Genomic DNA, 18,028 nt, shown 5'->3' with positions numbered 1-18,028 from the left:
CTATTTAAAATGTCTTCTTTATGAATAGAAAAAGTTTAGGAATAATCCTTTGCAGCATAGCCATACTGATAGCAGCTTGCTTTGCAGCCTACCAATACTGGTGGGCACCTACCCGCATCCTCATCATCAACCCCACGCTTGCACAAGCAGCAGACATTGCACTGAACAACGATTGCGACCGGATAGACGTGACCTGCATCAAGAAAGAAGACGTGAAAGACCTTTCCGGCTACGATGCCATCATGATGTACAGCAGAGGCTTATTCCTTGACGAAACACAAATAGCCGAACTGGAAAGGGTAGCAGCCAAAGGTGTGCCTATATTTACAAACACCTTGCGGAACTTCAGCTATTCCGTCAACCACAATATTACCGATGAAGATCAAGCTACTTTGCGCGAATACTTCAAAAATGCCAGCAAGCATAACTATCGGAACGCCCTGCGCTACCTGCGCCATCTTGCCACTCCTCAACGATGGGGTTATCAAGATTACGAAGCTCCGATCCCTCTGCTGGAGAATATGTTCTATCACCGGGAATACGGGCGCTACTTCAAGACTCCGCAAGAAGTAACCGACTACCTGAAACAAAAGAATCTTTATCACGAGAGCGGTTGCAACCTCGCCTTTATTTCGGGACTCAACTTCCCGATGGAAGGTAACCGTGCCCATGTAGACACCCTTATATCCCGCTTGACAGAAGCAGGCTTCAACGTCTATCCATTCACCGCAGGTGGCGAAGAAAGGGCAAACATGATACGCTCGCTCCATCCCGACGGGCTTGTTTATCTTCCGATGGGACGGCTGGGCAACGATTCACTCATCAACTGGCTGCACCAGGAAAATATTCCTCTCTTTATGCCTTTTCCCCTGATACAGTCTCACGAAGAATGGTTGGATAGAAATACTCCGGTCAGTGGAGGCACACTGACAGCCCGCGTAGTAGTGCCGGAAATAGACGGTGGCATGGCTCCCCTCTGCATTGCCACACAAAACGAGAACGAAAAAGGCTATTACATGTACACCGCCGAAATGGAACGAATCAATGCACTCGTCGATCACATCAGCAAGTACATGTCCTTGCAAGATATGCCGAACCAGGATAAACGCGTCGCCATCTGTTACTTCAAGACACCCGGAAAAGATGCCCTGCTGGCAAGCGGCATGGAGGTGATTCCTTCACTCTATAATTTTCTGAAGCGCCTGCGTAACGAAGGATATGACGTTAGCGGACTGCCTGCCACAGTGGAGGAGTTCGGCAAACAGATTCATCGCGACGGTTCCGTCATGGGGTCATACGCCAAAGGTGCACAAGAGCAGTTCCTAAAGACAGCACATCCCGTATGGTTATCTGCCGGACAATATGAGCAATGGGCACACGAAGTTCTTCTCCCGGAAAAATACAAAGAAGTAACCGACCGATATGGAGATGCTCCGGGTAACCTCTTGGCTACCCAAGACAGCATTGCCGTTGCCTGCCTGCAATTCGGAAACGTACTGTTGTTCCCCCAGCCCCGTCCGGCATTGGGAGACGATGAATTCAAACTGGTGCATGGCATGCCGGTAGCTCCTCCGCACAGCTACCTTGCCTCTTACCTATATATGCAAAAAGGGTTCAAGGCAGATGCACTCATCCACTTCGGTACGCATGGCAATCTGGAATACACACCCGGAAAAAACGTAGCTCAGTCACAATCAGACTGGTCGGACGTATTAGTGGGCAATCTTCCGCATTTCTATTTTTATACAACCGGGAACATAGGCGAAGGCATCATTGCCAAACGTCGCACACATGCCGTGCTGGTGACCTACCTCACTCCGCCTTATGCGGAAAGTGGCATGCGCCAACGCTACTCCTCCCTGCTGGAAGATATCCATAAAGTCCTGGACGAAGGCACGGAAAAATACCAAATGCTGGGAATACGTATCAAGAAAGAAGCAATGCGCCTGGGCCTGCATCGCGACCTCGACCTGGACTCTATACCCGACAAACCCTATACGACCGAAGAACTGGAACGCCTGGATGCCTTCACCGAAGAGATAGCCAATGAAAAGATGCAGGGTGCCTATTACACCATGGACGAACCTTACTCCGAACGCGACCTGCTGACAACAACTCTGGCCGTTGCCGCCGACCCTCTGGCTTACGAAACCGCCCGCAAAGACCGGGATAAGAGAAAGATTACCACGGAGCAGTTACAGGACTTCACCTACATAGCCCACCATTACCTGCCCGGTGCCAGAAAACGGCTGACAGCCCTGCTGCAAAATCCGCCCAAAGACACGGCTTCCGTAGCACCGGAACTCCGCCCTGCCCTACTCTATCGTAAGCAACTGATAGCATCGACCACAAACGAGTTGAATGCCATGGTACGTGCACTGGGTGGTGGCACCGTCTTTCCCGCTCCGGGTGGTGATCCGGTACTGAATCCGAACGTACTTCCTACCGGTCGCAACATGTACAGCATCAATGCTGAAAACACACCGAATCCCCGTGCTTGGGAAGACGGAAAGCGCTTGGCAGAAGCCACACTGAAACAGTACATCAGCAAGCACGGCGAATATCCCCGGAAAGTAAGTTATACATTCTGGGCTGGCGAATTCATCAATACCGAAGGTGCTACATTAGCACAAGTATTCTGGATGCTCGGTATAGAACCCATACGCGACGGACAAGGGCGGGTAGTAGACTTGAAACTGGTGCCAAGTGAAGAGTTGGGACGCCCACGTATCAATGTCCTGGTTCAAGTTTCCGGACAGCTTCGCGACATAGCCGGTTCTCGCTTGAAACTGCTGACCGACGCCGTGCGCCTGGCATCGGAAGCCAAAGATGAAGTCTACCCCAACTATGTAGCATCGGGAACACTGCTACAGGAAAAACTGCTGGTAGAGAAAGGGGCCTCTCCCAAACGCGCCCGCGAAATGTCCGTAATGCGTGTATTCGGCCCGGTAAACAGTGGTTACAGTACCGGCATAATGGCATATACCGAGCATAGCGGTTCGTGGGAAGATGAAAAGGAAATAGCGGCAGGCTATCTTAATAATATGGGAGCCACTTATGGCGACGATAGTAATTGGGGAGATGTACAGGAGGGATTGTTTGCCTCTGCCCTGTCCGAAACGGATGTCGTCATCCAGCCTCGCCAAAGCAATACATGGGGACCCATTTCGCTGGATCATGTCTACGAATTTACGGGAGGCTTGTCTCTTACCGTCAAGACCGTAACCGGCAAGGAACCGGATGCCTACATGGCCGACTACCGCAACCGCACCAACCGCCGTATGCAGGATGCCAAAGAAGCCATCGCCGTAGAGACGCGTGCCACTGTCCTAAATCCTACTTACATACAAGAAAGGATGAAAGGCGGTGAAGGTACGGCGCAAATGTTCGGCGAGATTTTCCGCAACATCTTCGGTTGGCACGTCATGCGTCCCTCAGCTATGGACAAGGAACTTTTCAACGACCTGTATAAGATGTATATACAGGATGAGAACAAACTGGGTATCCACGAGTATTTTCTTCGCGTCAATCCGGCTGCCTTCCAGGCCATCACAGCCGTAATGTTGGAGAGTGCCCGCAAAGGATATTGGAAAGCATCCGAAGAACAACTGAAAACTACCGCCGCCCTGCATGCACAGACCACCCGTGATAAAGGTGCGGCCTGTACCGAGTTTGTCTGCGACAATGTCAAACTGCAAGCATTTGTTGCCGACCAGCTGGACAGTAAAGATAAACAAACCTACAACCAAAATATGAAAAGCGTGCACGAAGCCGCCACTACCAAAGGAAAGGACGTTGTTCTGAAAGAACAGAAACTGACTCCGGAGCAAGTGACACGCAAGCATAAAATTAATGGTGTTATTATCGGGGCCATAGTAATCGCGGCTTTCATTGGTCTGGTGGTGTTACTGAAAAAAAGGAAGAAGGAATAATCTAAAGTATGGAGTACGTGATACACCTTCTGGCTGTTTTCGTTACCGCCAGTTTCCTGCTGAAAGTCGGGTTCTACTCCCGCTGGGGGATATTGGCGGCAGCGACTGGTTGTGCCCTGTTCGCCTGGCTGGTCACTCCCTGGATGACGGAGCAATCTAAAACGGTGATGAGCGCCTTTTTTACATCGCGTGCGCAAATGCTGAACCTCTCTGTTTGCGTCACGCTGGAAGCGGTATTGATGATTGCCTTCTGCTTCGACTGCTTTGCAGAGATACGTACGCGCAATACAGTCTTCAAACAGGCAGTAACGTTCTTTCTGAAACTCTACCCGGGCGTATTAGTGGGCGGCGTAATCTGTTATGCACTGGCATTACTGCTATTCTCCTATCCGGGCATAGATTTTGTCAACCTCTCATGGATAGCGGCACTCGCTGCTTTCCTGACGGTCTGCCTTGGTAGTCCGCTACTCCACCTGCTTCTCGGTGACAAATCACTTCGTCTTGAGGTTTTGTTCATAGTCAACATCTTCATTGTCATTCTAAGCATCATCGCCACCGGCTATTAAAAAGAAATATAAACTATAAATCATACCATCATCATGGAAACAATTTCAAATACTCTTTTCTGGATCTCCAACGGATTACTGGTTCCGGTCGTAGTCCTGCTGCTCTTGTTTTTCCTCCGTGCCATTATTCTCGCAGGAGGTTTCTTCGGTGAATTTTACCAACGGATAAAATTACAAAAACAATTTACTGATATACTGGAAGACATCAACAGCGAAAATAGGGACGAACGGTTGCAACAGCTTCCTCCGGCAGGCAACTCCCCTCTTCTCCGCTGCCTGAAGAAGTTGTCCGAACGACGCGACAATGCAGATTACTGCGAACGTCTGCTGGCCAACTACGAGGTGGATGCCGGAAAGGAACTGGGCCGTTCGCGCACCTTCATCAAACTGGGTCCTATGCTGGGACTTATGGGAACACTGATCCCGATGGGTCCCGCTCTAGTAGGACTTGCCGCCGGAGATATCTCTTCCATGGCCTACAACATGCAAGTAGCCTTTGCCACCACTGTGGTAGGCATGGTCATTGCAGCCATCGGGGTGGTCACCCTGCAAGTGAAACAACGCTGGTACGCCCGCGAGATGAACGACCTGGAATATCTGTACAAGGTACTCAGTACTCCGGTAATTGCTTCTAACCCCATATCCCCCATCCAATGAAACGAAACCGACTCCTCCACAACAACACGGACTCCGACCCGATGGGTACGGTAGCCAATCTTTTCGACGTGGCCATGGTCTTTGCCGTGGCCTTGATGGTAGCACTCGTCTCCCGCTTTAACATGACAGAAATGTTCTCGAAAGAAGACTTCACCATGGTGAAGAATCCCGGAAAGGAAAATATGGAAATCATTACCAAAGAAGGGCAGGAAATAAAAAAATATACCCCCAGCGAAGAACAGCAGCCCTCCGGCAAGCGGGGTAAAAAGGTAGGCGTTGCCTATCAGCTGGAAAATGGAGAAATCATCTACGTGCCGGAATAGAGAATTCACTACCTACATATAGTTATTCCGCACCTCTATTATGACAAGTTTTAAGTATTTCAGAGCCTCAAAATGATGCCTACCTTTGCTGCGTTATATAAAATAAAATAATATATGGTAAAACAAAGATTTCTGATTGCCCTCTTGATGGGCGGATTCATCGCTACCGGTGCTTATGCACAAGCCGAAAAAGGCGAAAGCGAGGACATGACAAAAAAGACTTATGAGTTGAATCCGGTTGTTGTTACAGGTACAGGTACACACCAGCGACTGAAGAATACACCGGCTCCGGTGTCGGTCATCACTGCCAACGAAATAAAACGTGCCGGCATCACCGACTTTCAGGAAGCTCTGACCAGGATGGTGCCATCCATCTCTTTCCGTCCCAACGCCATGGGATCGTACCTGATGATGAACGGCCTCTCCAACAAGCACGTACTGATACTGGTGAACGGACGTAAAGTAACGGGAGACATCACCGGTAACATCGATCTCAACCAGATAGACATGACCCGCATAAAGCGTATCGAGGTACTGAACGGAGCTGCTTCCTCGCTCTATGGTTCAGACGCCATCGGAGGTGTAATCAATATCATCACCAACGAACCGAAAGATGTGGTAGCTTTCAGCAGCAACAGCAGCTACACCCGGAAGAACCAGTTCTCACAAGGACTGAACCTGGACATTTCCCAAGGAAAAATAAGTTCTTATACTTCTTATAAATACGACCATTCCGACGGCTGGCAGAACAACTGCCTGACGGAAGACGGCGAGGAGCTGATTGAAACTATTGCCCCATTGTCCATAGGATATAGTTCCAACAATCTCTCGCAGAAGTTTACTTACGATGCCACGGACCGGCTCTCTTTCTATGCCAATGGCGGATATTACAACCGTGGTCTGGAACGTCCCGTAGAACAGGAAGATATAACTGGCGGCAGCAAGTACAACACCACTTATGAGGGGTATAACTGGGGAGCGGGAGCCAAATATAAGCTCAGCAAGCGCAACGTCCTCCAGTTCGACTACTCGGGCAATAACTATGCTTCGCGCTATAAATACATGATTGAGAACAGCGGTTACCTGCCCGGACAATACGCACTCACCAAACTCCAGAAATTCCACGATGCCGAGTTGAAAGGTATTTTTGGCTTCACCGCCAACAGCACCACCGTATTTGGTGTGGATTATCGTCGTGAAGTGCTGCACCGCCCCGACTCCGACCTGGACAAAGGCGTCTACACCGCATCGGCCTACGGACAACATGAAGTAAAGCTATGGGAGCACCTCACCGGCGTTGTGGGAGTGCGCTATGACCACCACGAACAAACCGGTGGCCGCTTCACCCCGAAAGTGGCAGCCATGTACAACGTTGGCAACTTCAACGTACGCGCCACGTATGCAGCCGGCTTCCGTGCCCCGGGAATCGACGAACTCTATTACCACATGTTCAAGCAGACGATGGGTACCAGATCTACCATCTCATTGGGAGACAAAGACCTGGACCCCGAACACAGCAACTACTACTCCATAAACATGGAATATCGTACCAACCGTTTCAGCGCTTCCGTTACCGGTTATCTGAATTATGTAAAAAGCATGGTAACTTCCAAGTCCACCAAATTCGACGATTTGCCCGAAGCCGAGCAAAACCAGTTGCGCAAGGAGTTTCCCGAAATTGGCGATCTCTCGTCCACCAAGAACTTGAGTGTGAAGAACTACTTCAACTTCGACAAAGCCACCGTCAAAGGTTTTGAAGTAAACCTCAACGGCAATCTGTTCTCCGGATTCACCTTGGCCGGAAATTACACATACGCCTACGGACGCGGTCTGAACGAAGGAGGCGAATGGCAAAACATCGAACGCAGTGTGCGCCATACAGCTACCATCACCGGAAACTACATACACAGTTGGAGCGACTACACCCTGAACATCAACCTGAACGGTCGTATTCAAAGCAAGGTCTACTATCCGGGAGATGCAGACGGAAATGCTCCGGGTTACGGCATCTGGAGCCTCAATACTCGCCATACCTTCGACGGTTTCCGCAACTTCGTAGTAGAGCCGGGTATCGGCATCGACAATATATTCAACAAAAAGGACAACCGCCCGCTGAACAAGAACTTTGCCCTCTATTCTCCGGGACGTTCGATCATGTTCAGCCTGGCACTCAGACTTAAATAATCTCTTTCTAAACATTAAAGATATGAAGCATTTTTTCATTACTCTCTGTTTACTCGGCACCAGCCTCTTCTCCTCCGCACAAGAGGAGAAGGCGGCTTTGCTTATCACCCATTACGGCAGTTCGGACCCGCAAACGCGCGAACTGACCCTTGACGTCATTACCCGTGAAGCCAAAGAAGCCTTCCCGCAATTCGAGGTGCGCGAAGCATACATCTCCCCGATTGTGCGAAGAAAACTTGCCAAGGAAGGCGTCGACAAAGACAGTCCGACGGATGCCCTGCTAAAACTTCGCGCCGACGGCTATCAAAAAGTCTACGTACAAAGCACTACTCTGATTGAGGGCAGCGAGATGACATCCGTCCGCAGAGACGCAGACAAGGTGCGCCCGTTCTTCAAGGAGATAAAAGTCGGCAATCCCCTGCTGTACTCCGTAGAAGACTGCGAAAAGGTAATCGGTATATTGACGGCCGAACAACCGGACAAGAAAGAAGATGTGGTCTACGTGGGGCACGGCAACCAGCTACCCAGCACGGCAACTTATGCCATGCTCGACTTTATGATGAAAGCACATGGATTGAAGAATTTCCATGTCAGCACCATCGAAGGTTATCCTACGTTGGACGCTACCTTGCTACAACTGAAAGAGACACGACCTAAAAACATAACATTGGTCCCGTTGCTGTTGGTCTGCGGCAATCATACCAAAGAAGACATTGCCGGTGTGTGGAAGACAGAACTCGAAAAACAAGGCTACCGGGTAAATGTACGTATGCAAGGTCTGGGTGAAAATATTACCATCCGCCGGATATACATCGACCACATCAAAGCTATGCTAAAAGAATGACAAACAATAGCCGTAAAAGGGGGTAGGCCTTTTACGGCAGATTGTTATCCTATTTTTTCGGTTACATCAGATTTAAGTCCTATCTTTGTACTCCAATAGAGTATACAGATATGAAGCAACCCAAGATAATAGTTGCCGGCATCGGACCGGGCAACGAACTAGACATTACTCCTGCCGTCATTGCCGCATTGCAAGAATCAGATGTGGTGGTAGGATATAAATACTATTTCCGGTTTGTAATTCCCCACCTCCGCCCCAAAACAGAATGCATAGATACCGGGATGAAACGCGAACGCACCCGTGCCAAACAAGCTTTTGAACTGGCGGAACAGGGAAAGACAGTCTGCGTCATCAGTTCCGGAGATGCAGGCATCTACGGCATGACGCCCCTTATCTACGAAATGAAGCGCGAACGACAGAGCAATGTAGAGATCGTTTCCCTGCCCGGCATCAGTGCCTTCCAAAAAGCGGCATCATTGCTCGGCGCCCCCGTAGGGCATGACTTCTGTGTTATCTCCCTTTCGGACCTGATGACACCTTGGGAACGTATTGAAAAGCGCATCATCGCCGCCGCTACGGCCGATTTTGTAACCGCCGTCTACAATCCGAAGAGCGAAGGACGCTACTGGCAACTCTATCGGCTGAAAGAACTCTTCCTGCAGGAAGGACGTGCACCGGAAACACCCGTGGGATATGTGCGCCAGGCAGGACGGCCGGAGCAAGAGGTGCACATCACGACTTTACAGGATTTCAATCCCGAAGAAGTGGATATGTTTACTGTGGTACTGATAGGGAATTCGCAGTCTTACGAATGGAACGGGGCGTTCATTACTCCCCGAGGCTATTATCGCGAAACAAATACGGAAGCCAAGGGCATCGGGCAGGATATTATGATACGCAGTTTCCGTACTATTGAAGAAGAGTTGAAGAATAAGGATATTCCCCTCGACCACAAATGGGCATTGCTACACGCCATACATACGACGGCGGATTTTGAAATGGAAAATCTGCTGCATACGGACGAAGGTGCCGTGGCATCGCTATACCGGGAGATTGAAGCCGGAAAAATCAAGACTATCATTACTGATGTGACGATGGCTGCCAGCGGCATACGCAAAGGGGCTTTGCAGCGTCTCGGCGTGGAGGTGAAATGTTACCTCGGCGACCCGCGTACAGCAGGGATGGCAGCAGAGAAAGGCATCACCCGCACCCAAGCAGGTATTCGGCTGGCAGTAGAGGAACATCCCGATGCACTGTTTGTGTTCGGCAATGCACCCACGGCGCTGATGGAACTTTGCGACCTGACGCGGAAAGGCAAAGCCCGGCCGGCAGGCATTGTTGCCGCCCCCGTAGGCTTTGTGCATGTGCAGGAATCGAAGCACATGGTGAAGCCGTTCATAGAGATACCGAAGATTATTGTAGAAGGACGCAAAGGCGGCAGCAACCTGGCAGCAACGCTGGTGAATGCCGTGCTATGCTATAATGACGCGGAGCAATTACGACCGGGAAGGGATGTATAAATGGAACGAAATTTTATCATCATAGGAATGGACGATAGCCGGGAACCTTTCTTCCCGCCTGAAGTGCTGGCACACATCCGGCAGGGAAAGGTGTTCTCGGGCGGCGTGCGGCACAAGGAGATAGTCAAAGGGCTATTGCCGGAACATGCCGAATGGATTTCCATTACCGTACCTTTAGAGAATGTATTTTCCAGATACGCAGAAGTACGGACAGGCCAAACCATTATCGTCTTTGCTTCCGGTGATCCGTTGTTCTTCGGCTTCGCCAATACCATCAGGCGGAAGCTTCCCGATGCGGGCATCCGCCTCTACCCCGCCTTCAACTCATTGCAGACGCTGGTACACCGCCTCGTGATGCCTTACGACGACATGCGCACCGTCTCTCTTACCGGCCGCCCGTGGCAGGAATTCGACCGTGCCCTGATAGAAGGCGCTCCGAAGATCGGCGTCCTGACCGACCGCGAACATACCCCGGCAACCATTGCTGCCCGCATGCTAGAATACGGTTACACCTATTATACAATGTATGTAGGCGAGCACCTCGGCAATCCCGACAAGGAACGCATCCGCCACATGTCGCTCGAAGAGGCGGTGAAAGGAGAATTTGAGCACCCCAACAACTTGCTGCTCTGCGCAGGCACTATCCCTGCCCGTCCTTTCGGTATCCCCGACGGAGAATTCGCCCTCCTTGACGGACGCGCCCGCATGATCACCAAAGCCCCCATTCGCCTGCTCACCCTGCAAGCGCTGGAACTGAACCGCCGCCGCGTGTTTTGGGACGTAGGTTTCTGTACCGGCTCCGTCTCTATCGAAGCACGGTTACAGTTTCCCCACCTTACGGTAGTCTCCTTCGAAATCCGCCCCGAGGGCCGGGAACTGATGGACATCAACAGTCACCGCTTCGGCGCACCGGGCATCACGGCAGTGATCGGCGACTTCCTCCAAACAGACATCAGCCCCCTGCCCCGTCCCGATGCCGTCTTCATCGGCGGCCATGGCGGACACTTGGGTGAAATGCTGGAAAAGGTAAAAGAAGTCCTCCTTCCCGGAGGCTGCATCGTCTTCAACTCCGTATCCGCCGAGAGCAAAGAGGCATTCGTCCATGGCACCGAAGCCATCGGAATGGTGTTGCAACCCTCCGTGCGCATCGCCCTGAACGACTATAACCCTATTGAAATTATGAAAGCTACGCTTTCTTAAACATACACACCGATTATGAAAACAGCTATTATCCTCATCTCCGAAGCCGGCCTGGACATTGCGCAATCATTGCTCAACGAGCTCGCCGAATCTGAAATCTTCACCCCCAGGCACGAAGAGGGGTGCACACATATCGAATCGACCGGCAAATTCACCGCCGAAAACTTCAACCATTACGATGCCTTTGTCTTTATCGGTGCCATGGGCATCTGCGTCCGCTCCATTGCGCCATGCATAAAGAATAAATACACCGACCCGGCCGTGGTTTGCGTAGACACCACTGGTCGCTACGCCATCTCTGTCCTCTCCGGCCACATCGGCGGAGCCAACGAGCTGACCGATCAGGTAGCGGGCATACTGGGCGCCGAACCGGTAGTAACCACCCAAAGCGACCTTACCGGTCTGTGGGGACTCGACACCTTCCCGAAGCGTTTCGGCTGGTTTCCCATCATCAACGCCGAACCAGCCACCCTGCTGATGGCAGAACTTGCCAAAACACCCGAAGAGAAAATGCGTGCATGCATGAACGAACACATCAGCCTCTTCGTCTCCGGCAAACCCACCGCCCTGCTGCTCAACATCCGCGACGAGGGCACCGACTGGCTGGAAGCACATCTGCCGCCCCATGTCAAGGTGTTCTATCGCCTGAAAGACCTCAAACCGGCACGCTTCAAACTGATACTGTGCGTATCGGCCCAAGTGCCCAATTTCAATGAGATGCCGATGATATGCTACGTGCCCCGCGCCGTACACCTCGGTATCGGTCTGGCACGCCAGGCAGGTCCCACCCGCAAGATACAGGACGACATTCAAGAAACTTTGCGGCAATACGGCATCATCCTGCCTGCCATCGCCTCCATCTCCACCATCGACGCAAAGAGCGGCGAACCCGTGGTGAGGGCGCTCAACAAGCAATATCCCGTACACTTCTACACCGCCCAGGAACTGGCACAGGTAGAGGTACCCCATCCCAGCAAAACAGTGATGAAACACATGGGCACCCCCAGCGTGAGCGAAGCAGCAGCACTGCTCACGGCCGAGAACACCGAACTGCTGATGCCCAAAAAGAAAGGTGAGAACTATACCCTGGCCGCAGCACTGGACATCAGTGTGGTGCGCCGGGGACACATCGAAATAGTGGGCGCCGGACCGGGTGACCCGGATCTGATCTCCGTACGTGGACGGCAGATGCTGCAAAAAGCCGACCTCATACTCTACGCCGGTAGCCTCGTGCCCCGCGAACTGACGCTCTGCGCCAAGCCCGGCGCCACCGTACGCAGTTCCGCCTCGATGGATCTGGAAGAACAATTCACCCTGATGAAGGAATTTTACGACCGGGGCAAGTTCGTAGTGCGCCTGCACACAGGCGACCCGTGTATCTACGGCGCCATCCAGGAGCAGATGAACTACTTCGACCAGTACGGCATGAGTTATCACATCACGCCGGGCATTTCCTCGTTCCAGGCTGCCGCCGCTGCCCTGAAATCGCAATTCACCATCCCGGAGAAGGTACAGAGCATCATCCTGACCCGCGGCGAAGGCCGTACCCCCATGCCCGAACGCGAGAAGCTGCACCTCATGGCACGCTCGCAAAGCACCATGTGCATCTTCCTCAGTGCAGGCATTGCCCGGCAAGTGCAGGAAGAACTGCTGCAGGAATACCCGGAGACCACTCCCGTGGCCGTCTGCTACCACCTGACGTGGCCGGACGAACGCATCTTCCGTGGTGAACTGAAAGACCTTGCCCGGATTGTGGAAGAAAACAAACTGACACTGACCACCATGATTGTTGTTGGCGAAGCCATCGGCAACCGCGAAGGGTTGTCGAGACTATACGCACACGAATTCAAACATTTATTTCGTAAATAACCCAAACAATATGATACTGATTCTAGGCGGCACTACCGAAGGTCGCGTCGCCGCACAAACCCTCGAAGAAGCCGGGAAACCCTTCTACTACTCTACCAAAGGCGACGAACAAGAAGTGACGTTGCACAACGGCATCCGCCTGCAAGGTGCCATGGACACCATTACGCTGGAAAGATGTTGCCTCCATCACGGCATCCGCCTGCTGATAGACGCCGCTCACCCCTTTGCCCAACAACTGCACGAAACCGTAGCCCAAGTGGCACGCCGCACCGATATCCCCGTCATCCGCTTCGAGCGCATTTATCCCGAGCGCGACCAGGAACATATCACCTGGTGCCAAGGCTATGACGACGCCATCCGCCGGATAAAAGACGAAAACATCTTTACCCTGCTCGCCCTTACCGGCGTACAAAGCATCGGTTCCTTAAAACCGTTGTGGCAGGGCGATAAAGCCTGCTGTTGCTGCCACTTCCGCATCCTCGACCGCGAAAGCTCCCGACAGTTGGCACGTGAGCAAGGCTTCTCCGAACAACACCTCTATTACTACCACGCGGGAGAAGACGAACGTCTCCTGATGCAACAGCTCCATCCCGAAGCCATCCTTATCAAAGAGAGCGGCACGTCCGGCGGTTTTGTACAGAAAGTAAAAGCAGCCCGCGAACTGGGCATCCGTATCTTCGCCCTCTGCCGTCCCGAGACGCCCGAAGGCTTCCTGACCGTAGATGGCCCCCACGGCCTGCGCCGCATGGTAGAGAAGCTTCTGCCCGACTTCTACCCCTTGCACAGCGGACTGACTACCGGTACTTGTGCCACTGCTGCCGCCGTGGCTGCCACCTGGGATCTCTTCAATGTCCAATTCCAGTCCCGCCCTACAGAGTTTCCCGTCATCCTGCCCGACGGCGAAACCATCCTCGTACCCGTACAGCCCAGCCCCGCTCTTCCTAAATCCGACTTTTTCAATGATGACTGGATGATGGAGGCCAACGCCAGCGTCATCAAACACAGCGGCGATGACCCCGACATCACCGACGGCATGGAAATCAAAGTCAACGTTGCCGTCCCCTTCCGCATGGACGAGCCCTCGCCCAGCCCGGAAGTCCTCCAAGAGGATTACACCGTAATTGTTTGCGGCGGCGAAGGTGTGGGAATGATCACCATGCCCGGTCTGGGAATACCGCTCGGCGAAGCAGCCATCAACGCTACTCCCCGCCGTATGATCGAAGACAATGTGAAGCGCTGCCTCCGCAAACTCCATATCCCCCGAGTGGCAAACCCGTTCGTAGTCACCATCTCCGTTCCCGGTGGCGAAGAAATAGCACAGCGCACTTTCAATCCGCGCCTGGGCATCGAGGGAGGCATCTCCATCATCGGAACGTCGGGCATCATCAAGCCTTTCTCGTCCGAAGCATTTATCAACTCCATCCGCAAGTCCATGGAAGTGGCGCGTGCCACCGGAAGTCCGCGCATCGTCATCAGCTCCGGTGCCAAAAGCGAAAAGTACATCAAAGCCTATTATCCCGACCTGCCTGCGCAAGCCTTTGTGCACTACGGTAACTTTATCGGCGAAACAATAAAACTGGCAGCCGAACTCGGTCTGCCCCGTCTCACCCTCGGCGTGATGATAGGTAAAGCTGTGAAACTGGCCGAAGGCAATCTGGACACGCACAGCAAAAAAGTAACCATGAACAAGGCCTTTATCCTGGACCTTGCCCGCCAAGCCGGTTGCCCGGATCAGACTGCTGCCGCCATCGAGTCCATGAACCTCGCCCGTGAGTTGTGGGACCTTATCCCCTCCGACCATCTGGAGAGCTTCTGCAAAATACTGATAGAATGCTGCCACCGGCACTGTGCCCCCTTACTGCCGGATGGCGAACTAACCATATTATTAATCACTGAAAACGGAGAAATATACGTATGAGAAAAATTATCATCACCCTCTGCCTCGCGCTGGCCGCACTGAGCGGAACGGCACAAAATCCGCTCTCTTTTCATGCCAAGGCCGGCATCGGAACATCCTACTTCCACGGTAAATATACGGGCAGGGAAACCAAGATTGCCTATAAGGCCGGAGTCGGTGCAGAGTATATACTTAACAGAACCTGGTCTCTGCAATCAGCACTGGAATTCGTATCTATCGGCGGCAAGAAAGAAATAGAGTACATGGGCAAAGCGGACATAAACGAGCTGTACATCCAACTCCCCATTATGATAGCCGCCCGTCTCAACCTGGGCAAGGATTATCATGCTTCGTTGAGTGCAGGCCCCTATGTAGCCATAGGTGTAGGCGGCAAATCATCCGGCGAGATAAACGACTATGCAAGTAGCAGCATGTCATCATCCTACCGTTTCAAGATAGACACCTTCGGCAGTATGATAGATGGCAAGATGGGTAACAACCGCTTCGATGCAGGTCTTGCCATCGGGCTTACGTTCGACTACCGCCGGTTCATCATCGGTGCCGAAGTACAAGTTGGATTTGTCACAGTCAACAAGCAACTCAATCAAATGATACAGGAAGAATACGGAGGATATGATAAATACCTGCCCAAAAACTTCGCTTCATTCTTTACGCTGGGATATCGCTTCTGGTAAGGGCTTCTTTCCTCTTCATCTCCGCCAGCACCCCGCACGTCAGCGGAATGGCGAGGAAGAAGGTAAGCATATCGGCAACGGCCTGGCACATCTCCACCCCCTGTAACCCCAGGAAGCCGGGCAGAATAAATATCAGCGGAATAAAGAACAGCCCCTGTCGCGCCGAAGATAATATCGTGGCCCGCACCGGCTTGCGGATTGTCTGCAACATCATGTTGCTGACCACAATCCAGGCACCCAACGGAAAAGTGATGAACTGCCAGCGCAGAGCGGCCGCACCGGTAGCTATTACCGCAGGGTCGCCCTTACGGAAAACGGAAACAATCTCCTCGGCATAACCCATGCCCGCCACTGCACAAATCAGCAGGAAGAAGAAACCTACTTTCACACAGAACCAGAAGCCCTGACGCACGCGGGCATACAGTCCCGCCCCATAATTGAATCCGCATACCGGCTGAAAGCCTTGCCCGAAACCTATCAGGAACGAATTGATGAACATGGAGATGCGCGTCACGATGGACATACCTGCAATGGCGGCATCACCGTATGCACCGGCAGCCACATTCAAAAGAATGGTTGCCACACTCGCCAATCCCTGACGGGCAAGCGAAGGCGTACCTCCACCGATAATTTCTTTTATAAAAGCCCGTGTCGGCGTGAAGTTTTTATAGCGGATTCGGATATTTCCGCCCTTGCGCCCCATATACAGTAACAGGGAGAAACTGCAAAACTGGCTGATAACCGTAGCCAGCGCCGCTCCGGACACACCCATGTTGCAAACAAAGATCAATATCGGATCCAACACCACATTGATAACCGCTCCCGTCACAATTCCCACCATAGCGTAAGCTGCATTTCCCTGAAAACGTATCTGGTTGTTCAGCACCAAAGATGCTGTCATAAAGGGGGCGCCAATGAGGATGATGCCCAAATAGCGTTCCGTATAAGGAAGAATGGTCGGCGTAGAACCTAATGCCAAAGACAGAGGGGTGAGAAACAGCAATCCCAGCACTGCCAGGAATGCTCCGATAAATAATGCGTAGAAGAATCCGGTAGCCGCCATCTTCTCCGCATTCTCCGTCTCCTGCGCTCCAAGTTTACGGGAGATATAGTTTCCCGAACCATGTCCGAAGAAGAATCCCACTGCCTGAATAATGGACATCACCGAAAACACAATACCTACCGCTGCCGTAGACTGAGTATCTATTTTACCCACAAAATAGGTATCTGCCATATTGTAGAACGAGGTCACCAGCATACTGATGATAGTCGGTATAGCCAACGAGATGATTAACCGCGGAACCGGTGTCGTAGTCAGATGGACATAATTGTCTTTTGCTGAATGATGCATCATGGGGAGTTATTTTTTCAGGTTACAAAGATAAACAAAAAATCTTCTTATATTTGTAGCTATTACAGTCTATTATAAAAATTCATTTATTTGTTATGACGATAGAAATCAAGTATTTTGAAAACAGAAAAGATTGGCGAAAATGGCTGATTGAAAACTTTGAAACTGCTAATGAAGTTTGGTTTGTATTTCCCAATAAATCTTCGGGCAAGAAAGGTATTGCATACAATGATGCTGTTGAAGAAGCCCTTTGTTTCGAGTGGATTGACAGCACAATAAAGTCGCTTGACAAAGAACATAAAATTCAGCATTTCACGCCCAGAAATCCTAAAAGCACATACTCGCAAGCCAATAAAGAAAGACTTAAATGGTTATTGGAAAATAAAATGATACACCCTAAATTTGAGGATAAAATACGAAATGTTTTATCTGCTCCTTTTGTTTTTCCAAATGATATAATCGACAAACTGAAAGAAGATAAAGTTGTATGGGAAAATTACCAACACTTCTCAGACTCATATAAACGCATCCGAATTGCATACATTGAGGCTGCCAGAAAACGACCGGAAGAATTTGAAAAGCGATTGAACAACTTTATCAATAAAACAAAAGAAAATAAAATGATAACAGGATTCGGTGGAATTGGAAAATACTATTAATTCAATAAAGCTGAAAAAAGAAAAATCGCCTTCACATCTACACTCAAACACCGGAGGTTTTTAATTGAAAAATCTTGCTCATTTATCCTTTCATAATCGAAATAATAGCAGCTGATTCTACAAAAGAATTAGTAACGTCTCTATATAAGAGACAGCACAAAGCACTGACAAAAGTATTAATTAGTGCAGACATTAGCAAATATAAGCAAGGAAAAATTTAATAAAATTGTTTGCAACAAGGATTCAATATTTTAAAGATCAACATTTTACATTCATATAAAATAATACGAAGTACTAATTATTTAAATATATAGTCAATCCCTATTTTTTA

Annotated in this window: 13 protein-coding genes; 12 read left to right on the top strand and 1 reads right to left on the bottom strand. The window is 50.9% G+C overall.

Annotated features, from left to right (window positions below; genetic code table 11):
- The first annotated feature begins 20 nt into the window (after positions 1-20).
- From AAE250_RS03675 to AAE250_RS03625, 11 genes are all read left to right on the top strand, one after another.
- Positions 21-3,932: a cobaltochelatase subunit CobN gene (locus tag AAE250_RS03675; protein ID WP_294600829.1), complete on the top strand. Its 3,912-nt coding sequence runs from the start codon at positions 21-23 to the stop codon at positions 3,930-3,932.
- A gap of 8 nt (positions 3,933-3,940) precedes the next feature.
- Positions 3,941-4,498 carry a hypothetical protein gene (locus AAE250_RS03670; protein ID WP_294600827.1) on the top strand — a complete coding sequence of 186 codons (558 nt, stop codon included), beginning with the start codon at positions 3,941-3,943 and terminating at the stop codon, positions 4,496-4,498.
- Between the two features lie 33 nt (positions 4,499-4,531).
- On the top strand, positions 4,532-5,155 hold the full coding sequence (locus AAE250_RS03665) for a MotA/TolQ/ExbB proton channel family protein (protein WP_294600825.1): 624 nt from the start codon (positions 4,532-4,534) through the stop codon (positions 5,153-5,155).
- Positions 5,152-5,478: a DUF2149 domain-containing protein gene (locus AAE250_RS03660; protein WP_294600823.1), complete on the top strand. Its 327-nt coding sequence runs from the start codon at positions 5,152-5,154 to the stop codon at positions 5,476-5,478. The genes AAE250_RS03665 and AAE250_RS03660 overlap by 4 nt, the downstream gene beginning before the upstream one ends.
- A 114-nt stretch (positions 5,479-5,592) precedes the next feature.
- Positions 5,593-7,662, top strand: coding sequence for a TonB-dependent receptor plug domain-containing protein (locus AAE250_RS03655; protein ID WP_294600820.1), 2,070 nt, complete (start codon positions 5,593-5,595; stop codon positions 7,660-7,662).
- Positions 7,663-7,684: 22 nt separating this feature from the next.
- Positions 7,685-8,506, top strand: a complete 822-nt coding sequence (locus AAE250_RS03650) for a sirohydrochlorin cobaltochelatase (protein WP_294600818.1) — start codon at positions 7,685-7,687, stop codon at positions 8,504-8,506.
- Between the two features lie 110 nt (positions 8,507-8,616).
- A complete protein-coding gene (gene cobJ / locus AAE250_RS03645; protein WP_294600816.1) occupies positions 8,617-10,026 on the top strand; it encodes a precorrin-3B C(17)-methyltransferase in 1,410 nt (469 codons plus the stop codon).
- Positions 10,027-11,226, top strand: coding sequence for a precorrin-6y C5,15-methyltransferase (decarboxylating) subunit CbiE (cbiE, locus tag AAE250_RS03640; protein WP_294600814.1), 1,200 nt, complete (start codon positions 10,027-10,029; stop codon positions 11,224-11,226).
- A gap of 15 nt (positions 11,227-11,241) precedes the next feature.
- Positions 11,242-13,095 (top strand): precorrin-4 C(11)-methyltransferase, encoded by a 1,854-nt coding sequence (cobM, locus tag AAE250_RS03635; protein ID WP_294600812.1) that lies wholly within the window; start codon positions 11,242-11,244, stop codon positions 13,093-13,095.
- A 10-nt stretch (positions 13,096-13,105) separates the two neighbouring features.
- On the top strand, positions 13,106-15,013 hold the full coding sequence (gene cbiD, locus AAE250_RS03630) for a cobalt-precorrin-5B (C(1))-methyltransferase CbiD (protein ID WP_294600810.1): 1,908 nt from the start codon (positions 13,106-13,108) through the stop codon (positions 15,011-15,013).
- Positions 15,010-15,687: a porin family protein gene (locus AAE250_RS03625; RefSeq protein WP_294600809.1), complete on the top strand. Its 678-nt coding sequence runs from the start codon at positions 15,010-15,012 to the stop codon at positions 15,685-15,687. Before cbiD ends, AAE250_RS03625 begins: the two co-directional genes overlap by 4 nt.
- Here AAE250_RS03625 and AAE250_RS03620 read toward each other — a convergent pair.
- A complete protein-coding gene (locus AAE250_RS03620; protein WP_294600807.1) occupies positions 15,662-17,041 on the bottom strand; it encodes an MATE family efflux transporter in 1,380 nt (459 codons plus the stop codon). The genes AAE250_RS03625 and AAE250_RS03620 overlap by 26 nt on opposite strands.
- A 92-nt stretch (positions 17,042-17,133) precedes the next feature.
- Here AAE250_RS03620 and AAE250_RS03615 point away from each other — a divergent pair, with 92 nt between their 5' ends.
- Positions 17,134-17,697, top strand: a complete 564-nt coding sequence (locus tag AAE250_RS03615) for a YdeI/OmpD-associated family protein (RefSeq protein WP_294600805.1) — start codon at positions 17,134-17,136, stop codon at positions 17,695-17,697.
- Positions 17,698-18,028 lie beyond the last annotated feature (331 nt).

Source organism: Bacteroides sp. GD17, from assembly GCF_038448625.1.
Taxonomy (GTDB): Bacteria; Bacteroidota; Bacteroidia; order Bacteroidales; family Bacteroidaceae; genus Bacteroides.
This window is presented reverse-complemented; position numbering and strand designations above follow the sequence as displayed.